The sequence below is a fragment of the Burkholderia sp. MSMB2157WGS genome (assembly GCF_001532755.1).
In the GTDB taxonomy this organism is placed as follows: domain Bacteria; phylum Pseudomonadota; class Gammaproteobacteria; order Burkholderiales; family Burkholderiaceae; genus Burkholderia.
This window is the reverse complement of sequence record NZ_LPJG01000031.1, coordinates 1-25,809: the sequence shown is the minus strand read 5'-3', so window position 1 is coordinate 25,809 and position 25,809 is coordinate 1. Positions and strand designations below refer to the sequence as shown.

11 protein-coding genes are annotated in these 25,809 nt (G+C 67.3%); 9 read left to right on the top strand and 2 right to left on the bottom strand.

The annotated features are described in order from the left end of the window. Window positions 1-47: 47 nt before the first annotated feature. From WT53_RS25180 to WT53_RS25165, 4 genes are read left to right on the top strand one after another with little or no spacing between them, the layout of a single operon-like run. Window positions 48-2,309 (top strand): AMP-binding protein, encoded by a 2,262-nt coding sequence (locus WT53_RS25180; protein ID WP_034208797.1) that lies wholly within the window; start codon window positions 48-50, stop codon window positions 2,307-2,309. Window positions 2,310-2,355: 46 nt separating this feature from the next. Then, entirely contained in the window at window positions 2,356-7,968 is a 5,613-nt protein-coding gene (locus WT53_RS25175) for a type I polyketide synthase (RefSeq protein WP_080747840.1), read from the top strand. Next, on the top strand, window positions 7,965-12,632 hold the full coding sequence (locus WT53_RS25170) for a condensation domain-containing protein (RefSeq protein WP_034208796.1): 4,668 nt from the start codon (window positions 7,965-7,967) through the stop codon (window positions 12,630-12,632). The genes WT53_RS25175 and WT53_RS25170 overlap by 4 nt, the downstream gene beginning before the upstream one ends. Window positions 12,633-12,689: 57 nt before the next feature. Next, the gene (locus WT53_RS25165; protein WP_082727529.1) at window positions 12,690-17,051 is read left to right on the top strand and encodes a thioester reductase domain-containing protein; all 4,362 of its coding nucleotides are present in this window, start codon (window positions 12,690-12,692) and stop codon (window positions 17,049-17,051) included. Here WT53_RS25165 and WT53_RS33660 read toward each other — a convergent pair. Further along, window positions 17,041-17,358, bottom strand: coding sequence for a hypothetical protein (locus WT53_RS33660; RefSeq protein WP_155294491.1), 318 nt, complete (start codon window positions 17,356-17,358; stop codon window positions 17,041-17,043). The genes WT53_RS25165 and WT53_RS33660 overlap by 11 nt on opposite strands. A 191-nt stretch (window positions 17,359-17,549) precedes the next feature. On the opposite strand from WT53_RS33660, the gene WT53_RS25160 reads away from it, so the two are divergent. The 5 genes from WT53_RS25160 to WT53_RS25140 all read left to right on the top strand — a co-directional run bounded on the left by WT53_RS25160 (window position 17,550) and on the right by WT53_RS25140 (window position 24,813). Continuing rightward, on the top strand, window positions 17,550-18,320 hold the full coding sequence (locus WT53_RS25160; protein ID WP_034208794.1) for a hypothetical protein: 771 nt from the start codon (window positions 17,550-17,552) through the stop codon (window positions 18,318-18,320). 421 nt (window positions 18,321-18,741) lie between these two features. After that, window positions 18,742-19,992, top strand: a complete 1,251-nt coding sequence (locus WT53_RS25155) for a DNA repair exonuclease (protein ID WP_034208793.1) — start codon at window positions 18,742-18,744, stop codon at window positions 19,990-19,992. A gap of 3 nt (window positions 19,993-19,995) precedes the next feature. Next, window positions 19,996-23,466 carry a YhaN family protein gene (locus WT53_RS25150; protein WP_060262156.1) on the top strand — a complete coding sequence of 1,157 codons (3,471 nt, stop codon included), beginning with the start codon at window positions 19,996-19,998 and terminating at the stop codon, window positions 23,464-23,466. A gap of 135 nt (window positions 23,467-23,601) precedes the next feature. Continuing rightward, entirely contained in the window at window positions 23,602-24,126 is a 525-nt protein-coding gene (locus tag WT53_RS25145) for an HD domain-containing protein (RefSeq protein ID WP_027786250.1), read from the top strand. A 9-nt stretch (window positions 24,127-24,135) separates the two neighbouring features. Further along, complete coding sequence (locus tag WT53_RS25140; RefSeq protein ID WP_060262152.1) at window positions 24,136-24,813, top strand: DUF429 domain-containing protein; 678 nt, start codon at window positions 24,136-24,138, stop codon at window positions 24,811-24,813. A 146-nt stretch (window positions 24,814-24,959) separates the two neighbouring features. On the opposite strand, the gene WT53_RS25135 is transcribed toward WT53_RS25140, so the two are convergent. Next, the gene (locus tag WT53_RS25135) at window positions 24,960-25,397 is read right to left on the bottom strand and encodes an ATPase (protein WP_236872850.1); all 438 of its coding nucleotides are present in this window, start codon (window positions 25,395-25,397) and stop codon (window positions 24,960-24,962) included. Between the last annotated feature and the right edge of the window lie 412 nt (window positions 25,398-25,809).

Below are 25,809 nucleotides of genomic sequence, written 5' to 3'. Positions count from 1 at the left end.
CGCCGCCTTTGCGCGACGGCACGCACCGACCTCATTCTGGACAGACCATGACGACGCATTCGAATCCGAACGTGTTTCAGATGGAAGCCGAACCGACTTCCATCATCGAGACGCTCGCCCATCACACCGAGCGGGACCCCGACCGTATCGCGCTGACCATCCTGCGCGACGGCGAAGCGATCGAAAGCGAAAGCACGTTCGGCGATCTGCATGCCGGCATGACGCGGGTGGCGCGCGGGCTCGCGCAACTGACCGAGCCGGGCGCTCGCGTTCTGCTGCTGTTGCCGACGAGCGCCGAGTTCGTCTGCACGTTCTATGGATGTCTGGCATCGGGGCGCGTCGCCGTGCCGGCCTATCATCCGCAGCAGGTACGCAAGGTCGCGCAATGGGCGAAGCTGCAAGCGATTGCCGACAATTGCGGCGCCGCGTTGATCGTGGCGCCGGCGACCTCGATCGATACCATCGAGACCCTGCGCGCGACGCAGCAGCTGTTCGCCGGCTGCAAGCTCGTCACGTACGAAGCACTCGTCGACGCCGGTGTGGACGACACGTCGGCGTTGCCGCGCATGCCGGCGCCGGATGATCTTGCGTTCCTTCAATACACGTCCGGATCGACGGGCACGCCGAAGGGCGTGATGATCACGCACGGCAACATCATCGACAACCAACGGTCGATCGCGCTGCTGATGCGACACGATCGCGACACCCGCATGCTGTCGTGGCTGCCGCTGTATCACGACATGGGACTGTCGATGCCGTTGCAACTGGCGTCGATCGGGTTGTCGGTAGTGTTGATGTCGCCCGTTGCGTTCGTCCAGCAGCCGGGCCGATGGTTGCGCGCGATTTCCGCACACCGTGCGACGACGTCCGGCGGACCGAATTTCGCCTATGCGCTTGCCGCTGCCGCGCTCGACGGAAGCGACGACGAGGGCCGCCTCGATCTGTCCAACTGGCGTGTCGCATTCTGCGGCGCAGAGCCGATTCATCGTCAGACCGTCACCGATTTTATCGACGCCGCAAGCCCGCACGGCTTCGCTCCGGGGGCGTTCTATCCGTGCTACGGGATGGCCGAGGCGACCCTGATCGTATCGGGTGTCCCTTACGGCGATGGCGCCCATTACCTGGACGTCGATAACGTGAAGCTCGCCGCCGGCCTCGTCGAACCGGTTCAGCCCGGCGCAGCGAACGCGAAGAGTCTCGTGTCGTGCGGCGGCACGGCGCCCGGCACCGAGATCCGGATCGCAGGCCTCGACGGTCGCCCGGTTGCCGACCCGAATGGCGTCGGCGAGATCTGGGTGCGCGGCGGCGCGATCGGCGTGGGCTACTACGGCAACCCGGAAGCGACACGGTCGACGTTCGATGCGCATTTCGACGGCGAACCTGGCGCACGTCCGTTCCTGCGCACCGGCGATCTGGGCGCGATCGTCGACGGCCGCCTGTACGTGACCGGCCGCGTGAAGGACATGCTGATCGTTCGCGGGCGCAACTTGTATCCGCAGGATATCGAGGCATGCGTGCAGGACGCCGTGCCGGCGTTGCGCCGCGGGTGCGGCGCCGCCGTATCGGTGCAAGCGGACGGTGAAGAGAAGCTCGTGATCATCCAGGAAGTCGGCCGCACCGCGCGCCGGACGCTGGACCTCGACGCCACGCTGCGCGCGATGGTGGTCGCGATCGGCGAGGACTTCGGGGTCACGCCGCACGCGATCGTGCTGGTCGAGCCGGCGACCATCGAAAAGACTTCCAGCGGCAAGATCGCGCGCGCGCTGTGTCGTCGTGCGTATCTGCAAGGCGAACTGCGCGCCGTCGCCAGCTGGACCGACGGCGCCTATGCGACGGGTGCGGGCGCTGTGCGGGACGGTGCGGTGGCGCCGGCTGCCGCCGAAGCCGCGACCCATTCCGAACCGATGCTGATCGAGCGCGAGATCGCGGACCGGATCGTACGGATCGTCGCCGAGCGGCTCGAGATCGCCGAGACGCAGGTGTCGCGCACGGCCGCGTGGGTCGAGATGGGTTTCGACTCGATGAGCGCGCTCCAGTTTTCGTTGAAGGTGCAGCACACGATCGGGCTGACGTTCGATGCCGCCGTGCTGTGGGACTGTTCGAACGTCGAGCAGCTTGCGGCGCATCTGGCGCGGATGCAGGGCGCGGCCGATGCGTTGAGATCGAGCGGCGCACCCGCATCGGCCGCCGCGCACGCGCATTCCGCGCCGATCGTCGGCGGCGCCGAGGCGCCGCATACCCGGGAGCAGCTTGCGGCGCTCTCCGACGCGCAGGCCGAAGCGCTGCTGCTGAAAGCGCTGCAGCGCTGAGCCGATCCCCGGCAGTCTCGTTCCGCGAACGTCTGGAGTGGTACACATGATCGAGTCCAATCGCGCGCCCGCCGCGCCCCTTACTCCCGTGAAGCAAGCGTTGCTGAAGATAGACGCGCTGCAACGCGAACTGGCCGAAGCGCGCAGCGCGATGAACGAGCCGATCGCCATCGTCGGCATGGGCTGCCGTCTGCCCGGCGGGGCGGATTCCGCCGACGCGCTCTGGTCGATGCTCGCGGACGGGACCGACGCCGTCGGCCCCGTGCCGGCCGATCGATGGACCGACGCGATCTACGATCCGCGGCCGGGCCGTCGCGATACGAGCTACAGCAGGCATGGCGGCTTCATCGACGATGTCGATCGGTTCGATGCGGGATTCTTCGGCGTGTCGGAGCGCGAGGCGCCGCATATCGATCCGCAGCAGCGGCTGCTGCTCGAATGCACCTGGCGTGCACTCGAAGACGCCGGCTTTTCGCGAGAAGCGATCGCGTCGTACCGAACCGGCGTGTTCGTCGGTTCGTCGGTCGACGACTACGCGCGCGTCAGCGAAGGCGTAGCGGGCGACACGCTCAGCTATGCACAGACGTCGCTCGGGACCGCGCGGCCCTTCGCGGCCGGACGCATTTCCTACTTGTTCGGATTCCATGGCCCGGCGTTGCATCTCGACACCGCGTGCTCGTCGTCGCTCGTCGCGGTCCATCTGGCTTGCCATAGCCTGCGCACCCGCGAGTCGGATGTTGCATTCGCGGGCGGTGTCAACCTGATGCTGTCGCCGGAGATGACGATCGCGCTGAGCGAGCTTCAGGCGCTGTCGCCGAGCGGCCGCTGCCGGACGTTCGACGCGGCCGCCGACGGTTACGTGCGCGGCGAAGGCTGCGGCGTCGTCGCGCTGATGCGGCTGTCCGATGCACGGGCGCAGGGCAGGCCGATCCGGGCGGTGATCCGCGGCTCCGCCGTCAATCACGACGGGCGCAGCAATGGCATGACGGCGCCGAATGGCCGCGCGCAACGCGACGTGATTCGCGAGGCGCTCGAGCACGCCGGCGTGTCGCCGGCCGACGTCGACTACGTCGAGGCGCACGGCACCGGTACGCCGCTCGGCGATCCGATCGAGCTGCGTGCCCTCGAGGACGTGTACTGCCGCGACACGAACCGCACCGGCGACCTGTACGTCGGCAGCATCAAGACGAATATCGGGCACCTCGAATCGGCCGCCGCGGTCGCCGGGCTGATGAAGGTCGTTTGCGCGCTGCAGAAGGGCGAATTGCCGCGACACCTGCATTTCGATACGCCGACCGCGCACGTGGACTGGCATGCAAACGGCATTCGTGTCGCGACCGAGCATGCGGCGTGGCCGTCGTCTCGACCGGGCCGGCGAGTGGCGGCGATCAGCTCGTTCGGCATGAGCGGCACGAACGCACACCTGATCGTCGAGGCGTGGCAAGAAGCGAGCGCGGCGGAACCCGATGCGGACGTCGCGCTGGCCGGTCACGCGCGTCACGACATCTGGCCGTTGTCCGCCCACACGGCGCCGATGTTGAAGCAGGCGATCGAAGACTGCGCGGCGCACCTGCGGGCAGACGTGTCGGTGGCGCCCGAAGCGGTCGCCAGCGCGCTGCGTCTCGCGCGCGACAGCCATCGGCATCGCGTGGCGATCGTCGCGAATTCCCGCGACACGCTGCTCGATGCGCTGTCGGACGCCGCGCGGGCCATGACGGTCCGGAGCGGGCAGCCCGGCAGCGTTCGCGACCGGCTTGCGTTCCTGTTTACCGGACAGGGCGCGCAGCGCGCCGGGATGGCTCGGCAGCTCTATCGGGATTTCGCGCCGTTTCGCGACGTATTCGACGCATGCGACAGCCAACTCGAGGCGCAAGGCGAACTGTCGCTCGTGGACGTGCTGTGGGGCGACCATCAGGACCGCATAAACGAAACGCGTTACACGCAACCTGCGATGTTCGCCCTCGAGGTCGCGCTCGCGCGCTTGTGGGTGCACTGGGGCGTCGTACCCGATGTCGTGATGGGCCACAGCATCGGCGAGTACGCGGCTGCGTGCATCGCCGGCGTGTTCTCGATCGAGGACGGCTGCCGTCTCGTGACGGCGCGCGGGCGTTTGATGGATACGCTCACCGCGCCGGGCCGTGCGCTCGCGGTGTTCGCGAGCGTACGTCACGTGGCCGATGCAGTGCGCGACTACCCCGGACGGGTCGCCATCGCCGCGGACAACGCACCGGAGAGCGTGCTGGTGTCGGGCGACCCCGACGCAATCGAGTCGATCGAGCGGCTGTTCGCGTCGCGCGACATCGCGACGAAGGCGCTGGCGACATCGCGCGCATTCCATTCGCCGCTGATGGAGCCGATGCTTGCCGAATTCGGCGCCGTCGCTGCGACCGTGCGGTATCGCGCGCCTGCGATTCCGATCGTCTCGAATGTGACGGGCCGATTCGAGGCCGAACGCCTGTGCGATCCCGCGTATTGGGTCGAGCATGTCCGGGCCACGGTGGCTTTCCGCGCGGGTGTCGACACCCTGCTCGACGACAAGGTGACGACGGTCGTCGAGATCGGGCCCGGCAAGACGCTTGCAGGCCTCGTCACCGCATGCATGACGGAGCGGGCAGAACAAGGCAACGTGATCGCGCTGCCGTCGATGAACAATGATGGGCGCGAGACCGAGCAGTTGTTGCGTGCATTGGCACATATCTATATGTGCGGACGTCGTGTCGACTGGCATGCATACGAGCGGTCCCGAACCGGTGCGCCGATGCGGCAAGCTGCGCGCCGCGGCGTGCTGCCGCCGTATCCGCTCGAGGCGCACCGCTACTGGGTGCATGCGCGGAAGCCGACGCAGCGGGCGAACGTGCTGACGAGCGCAGTCGTCACGCGTCGGACCGCCGGTCGCGGCGTGCTGGGCCGGCGTCTCGCGATTCCGGCGGCGGACCACCGTCGCTACGAGAGCGAGGTATCCGATCGGCATCTGCCGTTTCTGGACGGACACCGCGTGCACGGGCAACTCGTTTTCCCGGCGGCAGGGTTCGTCGAGGCGCTGCTCGATGCCGCATCGCGACGTGATGGCGCGGAGTCGGAATCCGGGAGCGAGCCGTGGCTGTTCGCGCGTGAAGTGTCGTTCGATAACGCGCTCACGCTGGAGTCCGGCAACGCGGTGACGTTCGGCACGGTCGTGCACGCAGGCGATACCTCGCATCCCGGCGAAGAAGGCGCGCGGATCGACATTCACGCCTGTCACGACACGGCAGCTTCCAAACCCGAATGGACGGTGCAGTGCGCCGCGCGGATCGGGACGACGCACTGCGTTCCCGACGCGCCGGCACTTGACGAATGGCGCACGCAATGCAGCGACACGTTGCCTGTCGACGGTTTCTACGAGCGCTTGCAAGCGACCGGGCTCGAATACGGCGGCGCATTTCGCTCGATTCGCGCGCTGTCGCGGGGCGGCGACGTGGCGCTGGCCCGAATCGAAATGGAGCCGGACGGCACGGACGGCCTCGTACGCATCGTTCATCCGGCGCTGCTCGACAATGTGTTTCAGACCGTCGCGGGTGCGCTATGGGATACGCAGCTGAACACTGCCTTCGTGCCGATCGGCATCGAGCGGATCACCTGCATCCCGATGCCTGACGTGCGGGCGGTGTGGTGCGCAGTGCGGGCCCGGGTGAAGCACAGCCTTGCAACCGCGGATCTCTCGTTATACGACGATGCGGGCACCTGCGTCGCCGTCGTCTCCGGACTGCGGCTGATGGCCGTCGATCCGCGCCGATTTGGCCGGACTGCGGAGCCAGTCGCGCTGAACACGCTCGTCTGGCGACCGTTTGCGGCTACACATGAAGCGGCCGACGCACGCGCGAACTTCGTGCTGATCGGCGACGGTTCCGCGCTGGACGCGATGTTGGCGCACGCATGTGAAGACGCTGGCAACGCGTGTGCAATCGCGGCGCTGACGATGGGGGACATGTTCGACGACGATGCAGGCGCTCGTTGCATTCGTGCTGCGCTCGACGACGATGCACTCGCTGGCCCGAATGCGCGACCTGCCGTGCTGCTCTACGTGTGGCCGTCGATAGGCGATGCAGGATCCGAAGACGAACTCGCTGCAGTCGGCACGGCTTACCGGCGCTTCGCGAACTTCTGGCGCGAAGTGCAGTCGACCCGCTGGCCGCAGGGCGCGCCGACTGTCTGCATCGTGACCCGGGCGGCGCAGCACGTGCCCGGCATCGACGTGCGCGTGTCGCCGTCTCAGGCGGCGGCTTGGGGCGTCGCCCGCAGCCTGATGCACGAGAGCGGCGACATTCCGGTGTGCGTGGTCGATCTGCCGGCGCCGGATGCGACGTCTTGCGCGAGCGCGCTGACCGCACTGGCGGGCGCCGCGGCGACCGGCGAGACGCAGTTCGTGTCATGTGGCGACACCGTATATGTCCCGCGGCTCGTCGCACGCGACGCCGGCGGGGCGCAGCCGCTTGCGCGCGGCGCCTATCTGGTGACGGGCGGACGCGGCGCAATCGGCACGCGGGTGATCGAGCAACTGATCCGGACCGGCGTGCCGAAGATCGTGTCCGCCAGCCGCCAGGTGCCGACTGACAGCGAACGCGCTCGCCTGGCCTCGATCGCCGGTGCGCACGGCACGATCGTCGAATTCGTGGCGGCCGACGTCGCGTCGGCCGCCGACACCGACGCACTCGTCCATGCGCTCGAAGCGGATTCCGCGCATCCGCTCGTGGGTGTCCTGCATGCGGCGGGCACGCTTGACGACGGCCTGCTCGCGACCCAGGCGATGACCGACGTATTGAAGGTGCTCGCGCCGAAAGTCGCGGGGACGTTGAATCTGCATCGTGCGACCGCGCATCTGCCGCTGCGGCACTTCGTATCGTTTTCGTCGATCGTGGCCTGCATCGGCTCCCCGGGGCAATGCGCTTACGCCGCCGCGAACGCCTACGTGGACGCGCTGACGGCCTTGCGCAATCAGGACGGCCTGCCCGGGCACACGATGAACTGGGGCCTGTGGGGCGGCAACGGGATGGTCGACCAGCTCGACGCGCGGCAACTGCGCCGCATCGCATCGTTCGGTCTCGAGCCGATCGAGCCGGACGCCGCATTGCGCCTGTTCGACACGCTGGTAGCCGAACCGGACGGGCAGACGCAGATCTGGAACGTGGAAGTCGATACGCTGATCAAGCGCAGCCCGAGCCGCGCGATGGCGACGTTGTTGTCGGAGCTCGTGCCGCCCGCGTCGCCGGCGAATCGCCCGACCGGTACCGGCCACGGCTTGCGTGAGCGCATCGCGGGGTTGCCGGACGACGAGCGCATGCAATTGTTGCGCGGACACCTGACCGACGCAATCGCCGCGACCCTGCATACGTCGAGCGCGCGGATCGCGCCGGATATCCCGTTGATCGAGCTCGGGCTCGATTCGCTGATGGCCGCGGAATTCCGCAATGCATTGCGTAGCGAGCTGGGCGTCGATGTTCCGTTCGGGCGATTGCTCGAGGGCGCGACCGTCGACGACGTCGTGCGCACGATCGTGGCTACGCTCGACCATAGCGAGTCGCGGTCGCTCGACGGAACACCACCGTCGCGCGTCGCGGACCGGATCGACGTGGTGTCGGGCGAAGCGACGTTCGGCGTGGAAATGGAAGGAGGGGAGCTGTGAGCTCGATCGAATTCATCAACGAACTGGCGGGGCGCGGAATCGAGCTCTGGACCCAGGACGGCAAGTTGCAATACAAGGCGCCGAAGGGCGCGGTGACACCTGCGCTCGTCGACGAGCTGAAGACCCATAAGGCGACGCTCATCGCGTTGCTCGAGCAATTCGCGGGAACGGCGGGCACCTATCCGCTCTCGTTCGCGCAAAAATCGCTCTGGTCGCTACATCAGCTCAATCCCGACAGCGCGGCATACAACGTGACGTACGCGACGTGCATCGACGACGATGTCGACATATCCGTGCTGCGTCGCTGCGTCGACTATCTGATCGCACGCCACCCGATCCTGCGCACCGCGTACCGCGTGATCGATGGCGAGCCGCGTCAGCAGGTAGGGTCGCAAGCGCGCGCGCAGTTCTCGGTCGATCGCGTGTTTGGGGCTGACGAAGCCGCCATCCGCCGATGGATCGACGAAGAGTCGAATCGCCCGTTCGACCTGACGCAATCGCCGATCCGGCTCAAGCTGCTGCTGAACGAGCGGGACGGCGCGGACGCGATTCGCACGGTGCTGCTGTTGAACGTCCACCATATCGCCGCCGACTTCTGGTCGCTCGAGATCCTGCTCAACGAGCTTCGCACGCTCTACCGGCTCGCCTGCGCGGGTGAGCCGCTGAAGTTGCCGCCTCTACCGGTGCAGTACAAGGATTGCGTCGAACACGAGCGCGCACGGCTCGACGGCGCGGACGGCGAGCATCTCGCGGCGTTCTGGCGGCGCGAGCTGGCACACGGATTCCCGGTGTTGAGCCTGGCAACCGACCGGTTGCGCCCGCCGCGCAAAACCGAGCATGGCCGCGTATCCGACCGGTCGCTCGGCGCGACACTGTCGCACCAGGTGCGCGACACGGCCAGACTGCTGCGCGTGACCCCATACATGCTGCTGCTCGCGGTCTACCAGTTGCATCTTCATCTGCATACCGGGCAGGGGCGGTTGATGATCGGCGCACCGACTTCCGGGCGCAACGCGCCGGGCAGCGAGAGCGTGGTCGGTCATTTCGTGAACACCGTCGTGCTCGCGTGCGAAGTCCGACCGGACGATTCGTTCGACGACCTGCTGCGGCGCACGCGCGAGATGATGCTGCGCGTGCTCGATCACCAGGATTATCCGTTTCCGCTGCTGGTCGATGCACTTCGTCCGGCACGCGATCCGAGCCGGTCGCCGATCTACCAGGTGATGTACAACTGGAACCAGGCCCGCGGCGATTTCGCTGCCGAAGGCGGGAGCGGCGTGCCGTTCTATCGCGAGCGTCTCGCCGCATCGAGCACCGGTACGCGCGGTGCGACACACGACCTGACGCTCAACGTACAGGATCTTGGTGACGAATATCTGACCGCCTGGACGTTCAATACGGATCTGTTCGACGACGGAACGATCGAGCGATTCGCGAGCCAGTACGCGCATCTCGTGGAGCAGGTGGTGGCTGACACCAACCGTTCTCTGCACCATTACACACTTGCGACCGCGCCGATCGACGATGCGCGAAACCGCATTGCCGCGGCCGTCGCATTCGTGCGCCGCGCGGCCCATGCCGAATCCGATGTGCAGCGCGATGCCTCGCGCGTCGTCTGGCAATTCGATCGTCGCGCGATCACCGACGGCGAGGTCCGCGATGCGGTTCGCGCCGTCCGTGCGCAACTGGATGCGCTCGGGATCGGTGTCGGAAAACGTGTCGAACTCCGACTGCAAAGTGTCGCCGAGCGCGCGGTCGCGTTGCTCGCGATCCGCGCCGTCGGCGCGTGCTATACGGTGTCGGCCGACACGGCCGACGCAGTGTGCCGCGGTCGTAGCGACGGGTGGTCCGGCTGGGAAATCGATGCGATCGAAGTGGCCCATGCGCGCGACGTCGCCGCGCGCGCCGACGGCGTTGCCGCAGGCAACGCGTCGGCGGTCGAGCCGCTGCTCGACTATGTCGGTCAATTGCTCCGTCTCGACGCCAACGCAACGGCGCTCATTCCGCATGGAGCGCATGACTGGCTGTCGGCAGCGGCACTTGCACAGGTCGTGCTTGTCAGCGGCACGGCTCGACTGTCCGAGCAGGCCGCCATTGGCGCGCTCGCTTCCGGCGACCCGGCGACCGCGAACATCGCGTACGCGGAACTCGATCGGTTGCTCGCGGGCGGCCCGTCGCTACTCCTGCCGTCGCTTCTGTTGCAACGTGCCGATGTCGCCGGCATGGAGCGGGCACGCACGCTGGTCGCGTACGGCGAGCATCCGCATACGTTGAAGTCGTTCGCCGCGGCCAACCGGATACCCGCAGCGGCGTACTTCGTCCCCGTTCGGCACGCGGACACCGGTTCGGCGCTGTGTGCGTTCGCGGCCGGTCCGGACGGCTGGCAATTGCTGGCGCCGTCGTATCCGGGACGCGTTGCGTTCGCGCTCGGATCGTCCGGCAGTTTCGCCGACGATCGTCAGGCCGGAACACTGCATTTCTTCGACGGCGCGTCGATCCGCGCGTCGGGTGCGGGAGCGCCGCTCGAAACCGCGCCCCCGGACAGGACGCTGATACCCACCGGCGTGTCGGTCGTCCGACGTGGCGCCGACTTGCTGTGCGCCGATCCTTCTGCACGGGTCGCGCGTCACCGGCCCGTGCCGACCGAGATCGGCACGGTCGAGCAGGCCATCTCCGCGATCCCCGGTGTGGCCGCCGTCGCCTGTGCGTGCGTCGTTCGGGACGCGCAGGAAATGCTGGTCGCCTATCTCGTCGCGGATGACGGCCCCGCGGATGCGCATGCACTCGAAAACGCGGTTCGTTCGGCATTGAAGCGTGCGTTGCCGGACTCGATGCACCCTGACGCGATCATGGTGCTCGACCGGCTGCCGCTCGACGCGGACGGCGCACTCGACGCAGGCGGGCTCCCATTGCCTCGCGCAAGCGAGCGGGCCGACCGTAGCGCGTCGACCGACATCGAACGCAAACTCGCCGCGATCTGGGCCGATGTCCTCGGCCAGCCGTCGGTCGGCGTCGATCGGGATTTCTTCGAATTGGGCGGCGATTCGATTCTCGCCGCGGTCATCGTATCGCGGGCCGCGCTGGACGGCATGTATTTGAAGCCGCAGGACCTCTTCCTGCATACGACCGTGGCGAGCCTGTCGACGGTGGTGCGCGAAACGCCGGGTCTCGATGTCGATCAGGGACCGGTGCATGGCGAGACGGTGCTTGGCCCGGCGGCGCAATGGTTCGTCGAGCGCGTCGACGTCGATCGTTCGCACTTCAACCAGGCGCTGCTCGTTCCGCTCGACGAGACGCCCGACGCGAACATCATGGCCGAGGCGATTCGCGTCGTCATGCGCCATCACGACGTGCTGCGCTCCCGGTTCGTCGCGCACGGCGACGAAATGCGGCACGTGTTTGCCGGCGACGGCGGCTCCGATGCCGTCGATTTTGCGATCGTTCGGTGTATCGACCCGGCTGGCCGGCATTGCGAACGCATGTGGCGCGGCGCGATCGACGCCGCACAGAGCAGCCTCGACCTCGAAGGGGGGCGGCTCATGGCGGTCAGGTGGCTCGAGAGCACCAGCGTGTCGAGCAGCCGGCTGTTGATCGTCGTTCATCACATGGCGATCGACGGTGTGTCCTGGAGCATCCTGCTGCAGGACCTCGCCGATTGCTATCTGCGGTTGCGCGCCCGCACGGCCGCGGCGTTGCCGCTGAAGACGAGTTCCGTGAAGGCCTGGGTCGACCAGTGGCTTGCGCTGGCGCAGGGCGACGCGCTCGACGACGATCGCCTCTACTGGCGCAATGTGAACGCACAGGTGCGCGACGCGCTGGGCGGGCCGAAGCGGGTGGCGCTGATGCGTCACGGGTTGACATCGATCGTTCAGCATGCTTATCAGGATTCGTCGCTCAGTTGCGCGATCACGCTCGATGCGGATCTGACGCACGCGTTTCGAACCACGGCGCCGCGTGCCTATGGCACCGACGCGAACGATCTGCTGATCGCCGCGTTGCACGCGGGTTTCCATGCATGGAGCGGCAGCGATGCGTTGCTGGTGGATGTCGAGGGGCACGGCCGGGACGCGCTCGGCGATGCGATCGACCTGAGCCGCACGGTCGGCTGGTTCACGTCGATCTATCCGGTGTTGATCGACACGCCGGTCAACGCCGCGGACCCGTCGGCGCTCGTCAAGTCGGTCAAGGCCCGGCTGCGCGAGGTGCCGAGAAAGGGGGCGAGCTATGGCGTTCTGCGCTATCTCGACACGAAACCGCAGGCCGGCGCCGATGCGCTGACGTCGTTTCCGCGTGCGCCGATCCTGTTTACCTACCTCGGTCAGCTGGAGCAATTGTCGGGGCCGTCGTCGCCGTTGTACGGCGGGCCGCCCGAACCGGCGCCGGGCATCCGCAACCCGCGCCAGCGGCGCACGCACCTGTTGGACGTCGTCGCGTATGTGTCGCGCGGCAGGCTGACCGTGGAGTCCAGCTTCTTCGGGGTGCCGGGCGTCGACGAAAGCATCGGCTGCCTCATGTGCCGCGTCGAAGAGGCGCTGACGATGCTGATTCGCCATTGCAGCGCCGACGGGGTGGGAGGTCTGACACCCGACGACGTTCCCCAACTCGATGTCGACCAGGACGCGCTTGACGCGCTGCTGGAAGAAATCGACGCACTCGAGCGCTGAACGCGGCGGCGCGCGATAGCGCGCGTTCGTCGAGCATGACCGCACCAGGAATCCAGGATGACCCGAAACGTCGACACCATTTACCCGCTTACGTCTCTGCAGCGAGGCATGCTTCACCATTCGCGACTCGACCCGGCCTCCGGCATCTACGTCGAGCAATTTTCCTGCGTGTTGCACGGCCCGCTGGACCTCGAGCGATTCCGCGGCGCGTGGGAAGCGGTCGTGCATCGCCACGACACACTCAAGACGCTGTTCATTCGCCTGCATGAAGAGAATCCGTTGCAGGTCGTCCGGCATAAGGTCGGATTGCCGTTCGAGGTGATCGACTGGCGCGATCGAGCGGCCGACGAGCAAGCCGATCGATTCGAACACCTGCTGGCGAGCGACCGCGCACGTGGCTTCGATTTCAGCGTCGCGCCGCTGATGCGCGTCACGCTGATCCAGCTCGGTCACGAACGGCATCGGTTCCTCTGGACCTATCATCACGCGATCCTCGACGGCTGGTCGATGCCGTTGCTGCTCGGCGAGGTTTTCCAGCGCTATTCCCGTCCGGATGCGCCGCTTCCTGCCCTCGCGCGGGACTATCGCGACTACGTTGCGTGGCTGCGCACACGCAATGGCGACAGTTCGCTCGACTATTGGCGCGATCTGTTGCGCGGCTATCGCAGGCCGGCAGGATTCGCGCCGTCGGTATTTCCCTCGCCGGCAAACGGTGCCGCCGGCGGCGCCGAGCCGCGTCGCACGCTGTCGGTTCGGGCCGACACGATGCCGGCCGGATGGATGGAGGCGGCCGGCCGCGCATGCCGCGCCGCCCGGGTGACGCTCAATACGCTTTGTCAGGGCGCGTGGGCGATGCTGCTTGCGCGCTACGCCGGTTGCAACGACGTCGTCGGCGGCATCGTCGTATCGGGGCGTGCCGCGGAGGTGGACGGTATCGAACGCATGGCCGGTCTGTTCATCAACACGTTGCCGTGGCGTGCGACGCTCGACGGCGAGCTCGATACGGCCGACTGGTTGCGACGCTTGCAAGCCGATACGCAACGGCTGGAACAGCATGCGCACAGTGCACTCGCGGACGTATTGAAATGCAGCGAAGTGCCGCGCCAGCAATCGCTCTTCGATACGCTTTACGTATTCGAGAACTATCCGGGCCGGGATGCGTTCGACCGGCTCGCGGCGAGCTGTGGGTGGCGGATCGACGACCCGCGCGCCGTCGAGGAAACGAGTTACGCGTTGGCGCTGATCGTATTGCCGACGGATACGCTGACGATTCAGTTGACCTACGACACGGCCCGATTCGACACGGCGTTTATTGAGCGCATGACGTCGCAATACCGCAGACTCCTGGAAGTCCTGGTCGACGCGACCCCGCGAAAAGTGTGCGATCTGGTGCTCGATGCGCGATCGTCGACGGGTACCGGCGCGACGCCCGGTGCATCCGCACCCGCGTCGATTGGCGACGCGACGTTGTCGGCGCATATCGCCGCGCATGCCGCTCGCACGCCGGATCGAATTGCCTTTTCCCGACTGGACGGGCGCGAGTCGCCGGATAGCGCGCACGGCGTCACCTATGGAACGATTGCCGATCGCGTGCAGCGTGCTGTTCGCCAATGGCGGCGTTTCGGCTATCGGCCGGGCGAGCGTGTGCTGATTGCATGCGATGACCCCGTCTCGGGGCTGGTGTTGCTGCTGTCCGGGCTGACGTATGGCATCGATTGCGTGATGACCGACCCGAATCTGCCGTCGTCCGCGTTCGATGCGATCGTCGATGGCGGTTGGTCGCCGGAACCGCTGCGAAGCTGCGTGACGACTGCGCAGCATACGCCGTTGACCGGCGTCATGTGTTATGTATTCGACGAGCGGGACCCGATGTACGGGCAAATCGACGGTGCGCTCGACGATCTTTCGGACCCGGTGCAGGGTGCCTGTTCGTTGCTGCGGCGCGATGTCGACGGCGATTGGCGCGTCATGCGCTATACGCACGCCCAGCTTGTCGAAGCCGCGCGCGCGTTCGGAGCGACGGTACCGGCCGGCGCATCACGGGACGTTGCGCTGGGCGACGGGCCGCTGTCGCATACGGCGTTGTGGACGGTACTGGGCGCGCTGAGTGCCGGACTGTCGCTGCACCAGATCTCGAACGCCGGCGATCCTGCGTTTCTGCGGCGAGCGGCGTCTCCGGATGCGCGCTGGAACGGTATCGTCCTGAGTCCGGAAGCGACGCGTCATATCGTCCGCGCCTCCTCGATGCTGTCGGGCGGCGCGTTTCGCACCGACTGGGTCATGGCCGATGCACGCTCGTTGACGCGTGAAGACGCCGCGAGACTCGCCGAGCTCGCACCCGGCGCAAAACGCTTCCGGCGATTGTGCTGGCCTGCGTGGTCGCTCCCGCATGCGGTTTCGTCGGCCGATGGATTCGATCGCGTCGAATCGGGCGTGGTATCGGCGAGCGAATCCGTGTTCGTCGCCGACACCCATCTGAACCCGGCGGGTGGGGATGCGCTCGGTACGCTCGTCGTGTCGGGGCATTCGGTGCCCGATCTGATGTTGCGCAACGGCAAGCCGGACCGGGACAGCCTGACCGTCACGCGCAACGGTACGTGGTTGCGCACGACGCTGGACGCGTGGCACACGGAGCATGGCTGTCATACGTGGCTGCCCGACCGACGCGCGTGTTCCGAAGAGACGACGGCGGACTGGCTCGATTTCGAGGCCGACGTTGCACGGCAGGCGGGTGTCGATGAGGTCGCGCTCGTGGAGCGGATCGCGGAAAACGGACAATGGGACCATGCGCTGTTCCATCAGGACGCGACGGCCGACGCCGCGGACATCGTGCGCCGACTGGCCGGGAAGCGCGGCATGCCGGCACTGTCCGCCGGCGCAATTGTCGCGCTCGCCGCTCTGCCGCGTTCCGCGAAAGGAACGATTGATCGCGTCAGGCTGCTTTCCGGTGACGTGGAGGTTCGCCAGCATGATCGCCATGCGGCGCCTCGCGACATCGTGGAAACGGCGATCCACGACATCTGGTGCGTGTTGCTCAAGCAGCCACGTATCGGCATTCACGACAATTACTTCGATCTCGGCGGCGATTCGCTGCAAGCGACCGTGATGCTGTATCAGATCGGCGAGCGGCTTCAGCACCCGATCGACATGGAAACGCTGCTGGCCGCGCCGACGATCGCCGGCCTGGCTGCCAGTATCGCGAATGGCGATGTGCGTCGCGATACGCCGGCCGTCGATTTGTCGGGTGAAGCGCGGCTCGACCCGGCAATCGAGACCCGGCAACCGTATGTGTTGCGCCCGTATCGCACGGTATTGCTCACGGGCGCGACGGGCTTCCTCGGCGTGCACCTGCTTCATACGCTGCTCGCGACGACCGACGCGCGCGTGATGTGCGTGGTCCGCGCCGACGATCCGGCCGCCGGCGTACGACGTATCGAGGCCGCGATGCGGTCGCATGGCTTGTGGGACGCGCAGTACCGCGAACGGATCGTGGCCGTGCCGGGCGATCTTGGCGAACCGAACCTGGGTTTGTCGGCGGCTGCATTCGACGCGCTCGCGCGTGAAATCGATGCGATCTACCACAACGGCGCGCTGGTCAACTTCGTTTATCCGTACGCGACGCTGAAGCAGGTCAACGTGCTCGCGACTCAGGATATCGTCAGACTGGCGAGCCTGCATCGAGTGACGCCGATTCACTACGTGTCCACGGTCGGCACGCTCGACCGTTATTCGGATGCGTTGCCGGAAACGCTCGCGGTGCCGTTCCACGAACACCTGACGAGCGGCTATGAACAAAGCAAATGGGTCGCCGAGCAGTTGCTCGCGCAGGCGCACGCGCGCGGCGTTCCCGTCACCGTCTATCGTCCGGCGCGGATCGTCGGGCATGCCGCGAGCGGGCGGATGAACCTGGACGATCTGTTCTGTCGGTTGATCAAGGGCATCATCCTGTTCGGAAAGGCGCCGCGCGACGTCGGGTTCGACAACATCCTGCCCGTCGACGTCGTCAGCCGGATCATCGTACGCGCGTCGCTCGACCCGACTGCCGCGGGGCATGGCGTGCATGTGATCAACCCGCGCTGGAACTCGCTGGACGCGCTCGTCGATTTCATCGAAGACGAAGGCTTTGCGATCGAACGGATGAGCTACGACGCGTGGCTCGCGGCATTGGCGGAACATGTCCGGCAGGATCCAGCGCATCCGCTTTCGATGCTGATTCCGGTACTCAAAAAATTGAATCCCGTTGCGGATCCAACGGTCGGGCGCATTCTTCCGATCGACGTCACCCAGCTGAAGCGGCTCGCGGGTGACGTGCTCGCATCGAGTCTGCGTCCAGCCAACGACTGGTTGCGCACGTTCTTCGATTACTTCTACGAAGACGGTTTTCTCGAGCAACCGCATGAAAGGCTGGTCACCGCATGAGCCGCGGTTCGCCCGTGCAGCCGAGCGCGAGACGATGATCTGAAGTCGGCGTCGTCGAATAGTCGATGCCGGGAGGGCGGGGCCGCCGTCGCGCCGGTTCCCGCATTGCGCGAAAGCGATGCGTTGCCGTCTTGCAAGTCGGGCGGGTCGAGCCGTCATCGAAACGGTGTCTGCCGACCGTGTTCTCGGATCGCGAGCGGTTGAAGCGCCTTCGACGGTGTGCGTGCGCAGGATCGCCCGGCAGCAACGCTTCCATCGGTGAAAAAATATCTCCAGCGAACATCACCAAGGTGCCGCGCTCGATCATTCCCGGATCGAGGGGCGCCCCCTGCCCAATGCCCGCGCGTCATGCTTAAATAGCGTGGCTCCCGGCCGCCGCGATGGCAGCGCCGGCCGGCATGGCCGGCATGTCCGATCGATACCCGTGACGACAGACGATACAAAAGTGCCGATCCGGCCTGCCCGGCGCGGTCCGATAACATTCCGAGGCATCACGTCATGACCTTTGTGTTCCGTCTTTTCGCGCTCGCTTGCGCGTTCTGGCTGGCCGCCTGTGCGGTGCCGCCCCCGCCGCCTCCCGGTACTACCGCGTCGGCCCCCGCACCGGACGGCAGCGAGCGCCGCGGGCTCGGCACCGCGTGGGGCGAGTCGGTGCGATCCGAAACCCGGCAGGTCGAATTCGAACGTGCTGATCCGACGTCGCCGACGGATCTCGCGTCGGTTTACTACAACGACGTGCTGCCCGGCCATCTTCCCGCGTCGCAGGTGCGCCGGCTGCCGACCCGCGTCGCGCTTGCGAACGGCGACATCGCGCTGTCGTTTGCCGACGAGAAGGGCGCGCCGCTGCGTCTCGCGCGCCGCGACGGCCGCTGGCACATGGCGGGCGGCGAGGGTTCGCGCTACATGATCGTGTTGCGCAACCAGGGGCGGCGCGCGTTCGAAGTCGTGTCGACGGTCGATGGGCTCGACGTGCGGTCGGGGCGGCCGGGCAGCTATGCGAACGGCGGCTACGTGCTGTATCCGGGCCGTACGCTGACGATCGAGGGCTTCCGCAAGAGCCGCGACGAAGTCGCCGCGTTCCGTTTCGCGGCCGTGCCGGACAGCTATGTCGCGAATTCGAAGTACGGCGATGCCGCGAACGTCGGCGTGATCGGCGTCGCGCTGTTCGCGCAGAAGGAACGCGACGAGGACGCGTTGCGCCGCAACGCGAATCCGTTTCCCGGCAACGATAGCGGCTATGCGCCGCCGCCGGTCCCGCGCGGCGACTGAGCGCCCCGCGGGCATCGTGACGCACGCGGGGCAATCCTGTGTGCTTTCCTGCTGCCCGTTCGACGCCGTTCCCGTTTCGTTTCGATTGAAACACGGTCCGGAGCGCGACCGGACGATCGCGCGGCCGTCTTTTCGTGCGCTGCCCGTTCTTCAGCGGCGCAGTATCGCTGCCTCCCGCTCGTGCTGCGGCACAATGTCGGTTCGCATCGGTATCGCGTGCTTCCCCGCCATCCGCACCGATGGAGAACGCATGTCGTTACCGCTTTCAGGTACCATCCCGACCCGCTTGCAGCGGGCAGCGCGACCCTGTCCGACGCGCGTCGCAAGTGCAGCGGCAAGCCCGGCGGCTACCGGGACGACGCACGACGGCATGGGCCGTGCGAGCGGCGTCGCCCGTTCGTCATGAAACAGAGGAACCTTCGTGAAGTTCATCCACGCGGCAGACATTCACCTTGACAGCCCGTTGCACGGCCTGAGCGCATATCCCGACGCGCCGGCCGCGCAGTTGCGCAACGCGTCGCGCGAGGCGCTGCGGCAACTCGTGGATCGTGCGATCGAAGAGGAAGTCGCGTTCCTCGTGATCGCAGGCGACCTGTACGACGGCGACTGGAAGGATCACAACACGGGCATCTTCTTCGGCCAGCAGATGGGCCGCCTGCGCAAGGCCGGCATCCGCGCGTTCGTGCTCGGCGGCAATCACGATGCCGAAAGCGAGATGACGAAGAAGCTGACGCTGCCCGACAACGTCACCGTGTTCGGCCACCGCAAGCCGGAAACCTTCAGGCTGCCGGAATTCGACGTCGCGCTGCACGGGCAGAGCTTCCAGGACAAGGCGGTCGTCGACAATCTCGCGATCGGCTATCCGGATCCGGTGCCCGGGTACTACAACATCGGCGTGCTGCACACGGCGCTCGAAGGGTATGCGGCGCATGCGAACTACGCGCCGTGCACGCTGGCCGAACTGCACGCGAAAGGCTACGACTACTGGGCGCTCGGTCACGTGCACGAATTCCAGCAATGGACGGGCGCGTCCACCGTCGTGTTTCCCGGCAACCTGCAGGGGCGCCATATCCGCGAGACGGGCCGGCGCGGCGCGGTGCTCGTGACGGTCGAGCAAGGCAAGACGCAGGTCGAGCGCCTGTATCTCGACGTGCTGCGCTGGGAAGCCGTGTCGGTCGATGCGTCCGATTGTGTGTCGGTTGCGGATCTGTCGAGAAAGATCGGTCAGTCGCTGGAGGCGCTGTTGACCGTCGACGGCCACGTGCCGCGCGCGGTGCGCGTCACCGTCACCGGGCGCACGCCCGCGCACGGTCTCTTTTTCGGCCGCGCGCCGCAGTTGCGTGCGGAGGTGCTGAACCAGATCGGCATCATCGGCAACGAGCGGCTGTGGCTCGAGAAGGTCCGGCTCGCGACGTCCGCCGCCGATCGGCAGCCGGGCGAAAGCGAACCGCTCGAGGCGCTGGAGGACCTGAAGCAGATCCTGGCCGATGCCGCGCACGATCCGGATTTCCTCGCGCTGCTCGAACGCGACCTGAAGCCGTTCGTCGGCAAGGTCCGCAGCGACGTGAAGGAGGACGTGCCGTTGCTGACGATGGCGCGTGCGGGCGAGCTGACGGCGCTGGTCGAGCAGGTCGGGCCCGCGTTGCTGGCGCGGCTGGCGAGGGGGGAGTAAGCGATGCGCATCGGCCAGCTCGATCTGATCAAGTACGGCAAGTTCACCGACGAGGCGCTCCGTTTCCCGTCGGCCCGCGAGGATTTTCATGTGATCGTCGGGCCGAACGAGGCCGGCAAGTCGACGATCCGCACGGCCGTGTCCGAGTTGCTGTTCGGCATGAAGCTGCAGACGCCGCTCGATTTCCTGCACAGCACGCCCGAGTTGCGGATCGGCGGCGTGCTGGAGAGCGGCACGGGCGAGCTCGCGTTCCACCGTGCGCGCGGGCGCAGTTCGTTGCGTACGCCCGCCGACGACAAGTTGCCCGACGACTATCTGACGTCGATCCTCGACGGCGCGACGCGCGAATTCTTCGAGCAGATGTTCGGGCTCGATCACGGGCGGCTGGTCGATGGCGGTCGCAGCATTCTCGACGCATCGGACAAGCTCGGTCAGGTGCTGTTCGAATCGGCGGCCGGTGTCGGCAGCCTCGGGCCGGTGCGCGAGGAGCTCGATGCGCGTGCGCTCGAATTGTGGGCGCCGCGTCGCAGCGGCAGCGCATTTGCGCTGGCCGAAACGGCGTTCAACGAAGCCGTGGCCGAACTGAAGGCGGTCCAGGTGCGCACGCGCGACTGGGTCGATCGCAAGGACGCGCGCGAAGCGGTCGAGCAGCAGATCGAGCAGGCGCGCGCGGAGCAACGCCGGCTCGAAGCGTTGCGCTCGAAGTTCGAACGCGTGCGACGGCTCGCGCCGTACCTGAAGGAGCTGACGGTCAAGGATGCCGCGCTGGCCGAACTGGGCGCGGTCGTCGAGTTGCCGCCGACCGCGTATGCGGATCTGCTGAAGGCGCAGGGCGATCTCGCGGCCGAGCAGAAGGTGCTCGAGGAGCGGCGCGCCGACCTGCTCGCGAAGCGGCAGGCGCGCGAGGCGATCGTCGCGGATGCCGACACGCTGGCGCTCGAAGCCGATATCGAGGCGCTCGATCGGCTGCGCGGTGCATGCATGAATCACGCGCAGGATCTGCTGTTGCTCGGCGCGGACGTCGAGCGGCATCTGTCCGCCGCGTCGTCGGCGGCCGCGCAACTCGGCTGGCCGACGGACGAAGCGTCGCTGCGCGCCGCGTTGCCGACGGCGCTGTCGCTGAAGACCGTCGCGAACCTGCTGCGCGAACATGGCGCACTGCATCAGGCGCTGGCCGGTGCGCGCGAATCGCTCGACGAACGCACGCGCGAACTGACGCAGGTCCGGGAACAACAGGCGCGCCTGTCGACCGTCGACGTGCCGGAAGCATTGCGCGCGGCGCTGGCCGATGCGCAAGGTTTTCGCAACAGCGGCCCGCGCGAGCAGGCGCTGGCGCACGAAATCGCGGCCGCCGAACGCACGCTGTCCGGCGCGCTCGACGCGCTCGGCCAGTGGCGCATGCCGGTCGAAGCGCTGCGTGCGCTCGACGTGCCGTCGGCGGCGCGGCTCGGCGCGTTGCTCAAGGAAGACAGCGAGCGGGCCAGTGCGGCCGCCGCCGCGCGCGAGGCGCGCGACGGTGCGCTCGAAGAGCTCGAACGCCTCGAACTGCAAGAAAAGCATTTCGCGGAGAACCACAAGGTCGTCACGACCGCCGACGTGCTGGCGGCGCGTGCGCGTCGCGATGGCGCGTGGGGCGATATCCGCAACGGCGCCGTCGATCTCGCCACGGGCGCACCGGCGCTCGACGACGCGATTCGCCTCGCCGACGAACTCGTCGATGCGCAACTCGGCGCGACCCAGGCCGCCGCGACGCTGCAATCCTTGCGTCAACAGGTCGAATCCGCGCGTGCGGGCGTGACGCGCCGTCAGGCTGCGCTGGACGAACGCGAGCGCGAGCTCGCCGCACATCGCGACGCCTGGGCCGCGCTCGCGACGGCGGCCGCGGTGCCCGGCATGCCGCTGGCGGCGATGGGCGACTGGCTGGCGAAGCGCGACACGGTGTTCGCCGCCCAGACCGATCTCGATCGTCAGCGTCGCGAACTCGATGCAATGCGCGCTGCCCGCGCCGGCGCCGAGGCCGCGCTGCGTGCGGCGCTGCTGACGGTATCGCGGGGCGGCGAATCGGACGGGCTGGCCGCGCTCCTCGCCGTTGCAGAGACGTTCGTGCAGTCGGCCGAGAAGGCGGCTGCACAGAAGGACAGCCTCGACGATCGCGCGCGGGAAGCCGAACGCGGCTGCGCGATCGCACAGTCGCGGGCCGGCCATGCGCAAACGGCTTACGATGCGTGGCAAGTGCAATGGCGCGACGCGCTGGCCGACGCGAAACTGTCCGCGAGCGCGACGACGCTGGCCGCGGCGGAAAGTGCGCTCGGGCTCGCGAATACGGTGACGGCCGAACTGGCCGATGCCGACGCGCCGCGCAACCGGATCGCCGCGATCCGCGCGGAGCTGGCCGCGCTCGAGGCCGGCGCGCGGCGGCTCGCCGAAGCGCTCGCGCCGGAGTGGCTGGCGAGCGGCGACTGGCCGGACGTGGCGCGCCGGCTGACGATGCGCCTCGTGGCCGCCCGGGAAATCGCGCGTGCGATCGAGCGGGCCGACGAGGCCGTGCGGCAGGCCGACGGCAAGGTTGCGGACGCGGCTGCCGCGGTGGCCGGCGCCGATGCGCGCATCCAGCCGCTGTTGCAACTGGCCGGCGTCGCGTCGATCGACGCGGCGCTGCCGCTGGCCGAGCGCTCGGATCGTCAGCGCCAGCTTCGACAGGCGGTCGATGCTGCGCACGAGGCGCTGGTGCGAGACGGAGACGGGCTTTCCCGGTCCGCCGTCGAGGCCGAGGTGGCGGAACAGGACATTGCCGACGTGCCGGCGCATCTCGAAGCGGTGAAGCAGTCGCTCGGCGATATCGGCAGGCGGCTGAACGAGCTGGCGCAGCAGCAGGTCGTGGCCGACCAGGCGTTCGGCGCGATCGACGGCCAGGCGAACGCGGCCGTTGCCGAGTCGAAACGGCAAGAGGCGCTGGCGGCGATGGGCGACGCGGCCGAACAGTATCTGGAGGCAGCCACGGCCAGCCGCTTGCTGAAGTGGGCGACGGATCGCTACCGCGACCAGAAGCAGGGGCCGATGCTGCGGCGCGCGGGCGAGATTTTCGCCGGACTCACGCTGGGCGAATTCGCGAAGCTGACCGTCGATACCGAACGGACGCCGCCCGCGCTGTATGCACGGCGTACCAGGGGAACGTCGGTCGAGGTCGCCGGGCTGAGCGAAGGGACGCGCGATCAGTTGTTCCTCGCGCTGCGGATCGCGGCGTTGGAGTTGCAGCTCGGCAGCCGTACGGCGCTGCCGTTCGTCGCCGACGACCTGTTCATCAATTTCGACGACGCGCGCGCGAAGGCGGGGCTCGATGCGCTGCGCGATCTGTCGACGCGCACCCAGGTGCTGTTTCTGACGCACCACGACCACCTGCTGCCGCTCGTGAAGGACGTCTTCGGCGCGCGGGTCAACGTGGTCGAGTTGCAGCGCGCGCCGGCCGGCGCGTGATGCGGCGCGTGACGCGACGGGGTACGCCGGGGTGCCGGCGCACGGGAACGGTCATCGCGTACAGGTAGTATGAGCGGTTCCGAAACGCACGCGGCCGGTTCGGCGGTCGCGGGTCTGGCCACACGAGGGGGGAATATGAAGAAGCTGGTAGCCGCGATTGCGTTCGCGGCGGACAAGCATCGCAATCAACGGCGCAAGGACGAAGAGGCGTCGCCGTACATCAATCATCCGATCGCGCTCGCCGACGTGCTGGCCAACGAGGCCGGCGTCGAGGACGAACGCGTGATCGTCGCGGCAGTGTTGCACGACACGGTCGAGGATACGGAGACGACCGAGCAGGAGTTGTTGCGGCTGTTCGGCAAGGACGTGGCGGACATCGTGATGGAAGTCACCGACGACAAGTCGCTGCCGAAGGACGAGCGCAAGCGTCTGCAAGTCGAGCACGCGGCCACCATCAGCCGGCGCGCGAAGCTCGTGAAGCTGGCCGACAAGATCTGCAACCTGCGCGACATCGCCCGGCATCCGCCTGCGGACTGGCCGCTCGAACGCAAGCAGGCGTATTTCGACTGGGCGAAGTCGGTCGTCGACCCGATGCGCGGCGTCCATCCCGGTCTCGAGGCGATCTTCGACACCGCGTACGCCGCACGGCCGGCTGACTGAGGCACGCACATGCGATCGGCCCGATCCGCCGCGCGAGAACCGGCTGCCGTGGCGGGTGTCGATGTCGGCGGCGACAGGAAGCTGTGCGATCTCGTGATCCTGCGTGGCTCGACGATCGTCTGCCGGGAAGCGCGGATCGCGCCCGAGTCGCTGCCTTCACTATGTCTCGCCCATGACGTCGTGGCCATTGGCGTCGACGCCCCGAGCTTGTGGTGGGCGGGGAGCGGTCGCCGCGCGGCCGAACAGGCGCTCGCGCGTGAACGGATCTCGTGCTTCCCGACGCCGTCGCGGGAGCAGGCCATCGCGAGCACGTCGGGCTTCTTCGACTGGATGTTCATGGGAGAGAGCGTCTACCGGGCGCTCGCGGACGCTTATCCGTTGCTGACCGACGCGCGTTACGCGGGCGGGCGCGTGAGCTTCGAAACCTATCCGTATGCGATTACCTGCGCGATGCTGGGCAAGGCCGTGGCGTCGGCGAAGCAGAAGCGCAATCAGCGCCGGCAATTGCTGGAGCGGCTGGGCATCGACGTATCGATGCTGCGCTCCGTCGATGCGCGAGACGCGACCCTGTGCGCGTTGACGGCGCAGTACGTGATCGACGGGAACGCGCATGCGTATGGCGATGCGGCGGGCGGATACATCCGCGTGCCGATGATGAGCGAGACGATTGCGCTGGATTCGCCGTAGGGCGACGTCCGGCTCTGCGCGCGGTGGCGGTTGCAGGGCCGCTTCGGGTGGGGAGGATGCGGCCGGCGCGGGGACGCAGATTGTCAGCTAGCGGTTGTTGGCGGGCACGACGGGGCCGGTGCACCGCGCGATTCCGGTGAGCCTGTTCAATCCTCGAGGATGGATTTCGGCACGCTGGACAGGTCGCAGGCCTGTGCATGCTCGAAGTAGCTGTCCGCATCGTCGATCATCACGACCGCGACGTCGATCAGCTCGTCCAGGCGTTGCAGCAGCGATTCCCGCCACTCGATGTCTTCATCGCGCTCGGGCGCCTTGTCCAGCTGCTCGATGATCGAGTCGGCCGTCTGCAGGAATGGAATCGCCTGCTGATAATTTTCGATCGAGACCAGCGCCGCATTGCGCGCGCCGACGAGCCGCTCGCGATGCGCGTCCGCCAGTTCGGATTCGCCGCTGATGCGCGGCAGCATGTCCGAGATGCGTTGCAGAAGCGGCGGGACCTGTTCTTCCAGTCGCATCGCGCGTTCGCGCAGGGCGGCATATTCGTCGCGAAGGTCGGTGTCGCCGGGTTGAGTCGTGCTGTCCATCATCGATATGAGTGCGTGGTTCGGTCGCGGCATGATACTCGACCGCGCCAGTTTCCTTGCGCGGTCCCCGTCCGCCTGTATACAGGGGGGAAGACGTGTTCGTCATATCTTTGGAGGGCGGCACGCGTTGCGATTTACGGCTCGTCGAATCCCAAAGCCCCCGTGCGCGGCAGCGCACGGGGGCTTTTTCAATCTTTCTTCACAAAGGGCTTGCGCGGACGGGGGCGGATGCATAGAATCACGCCTCTTTCGCGCCAACGGAAACACGGCGCGGGAGGAAGGGAAGCGGTGCTGTTGGAGTTCGGAAGTAGCGAGCCCGGCGGCGCAGAAAGATGGCCCCGCAGTCGCAACGATGTAGTGCAGAAAGTTGTTGACGAGCTGCGAAACACGGTTCATAATCTCGCTTCTCTGC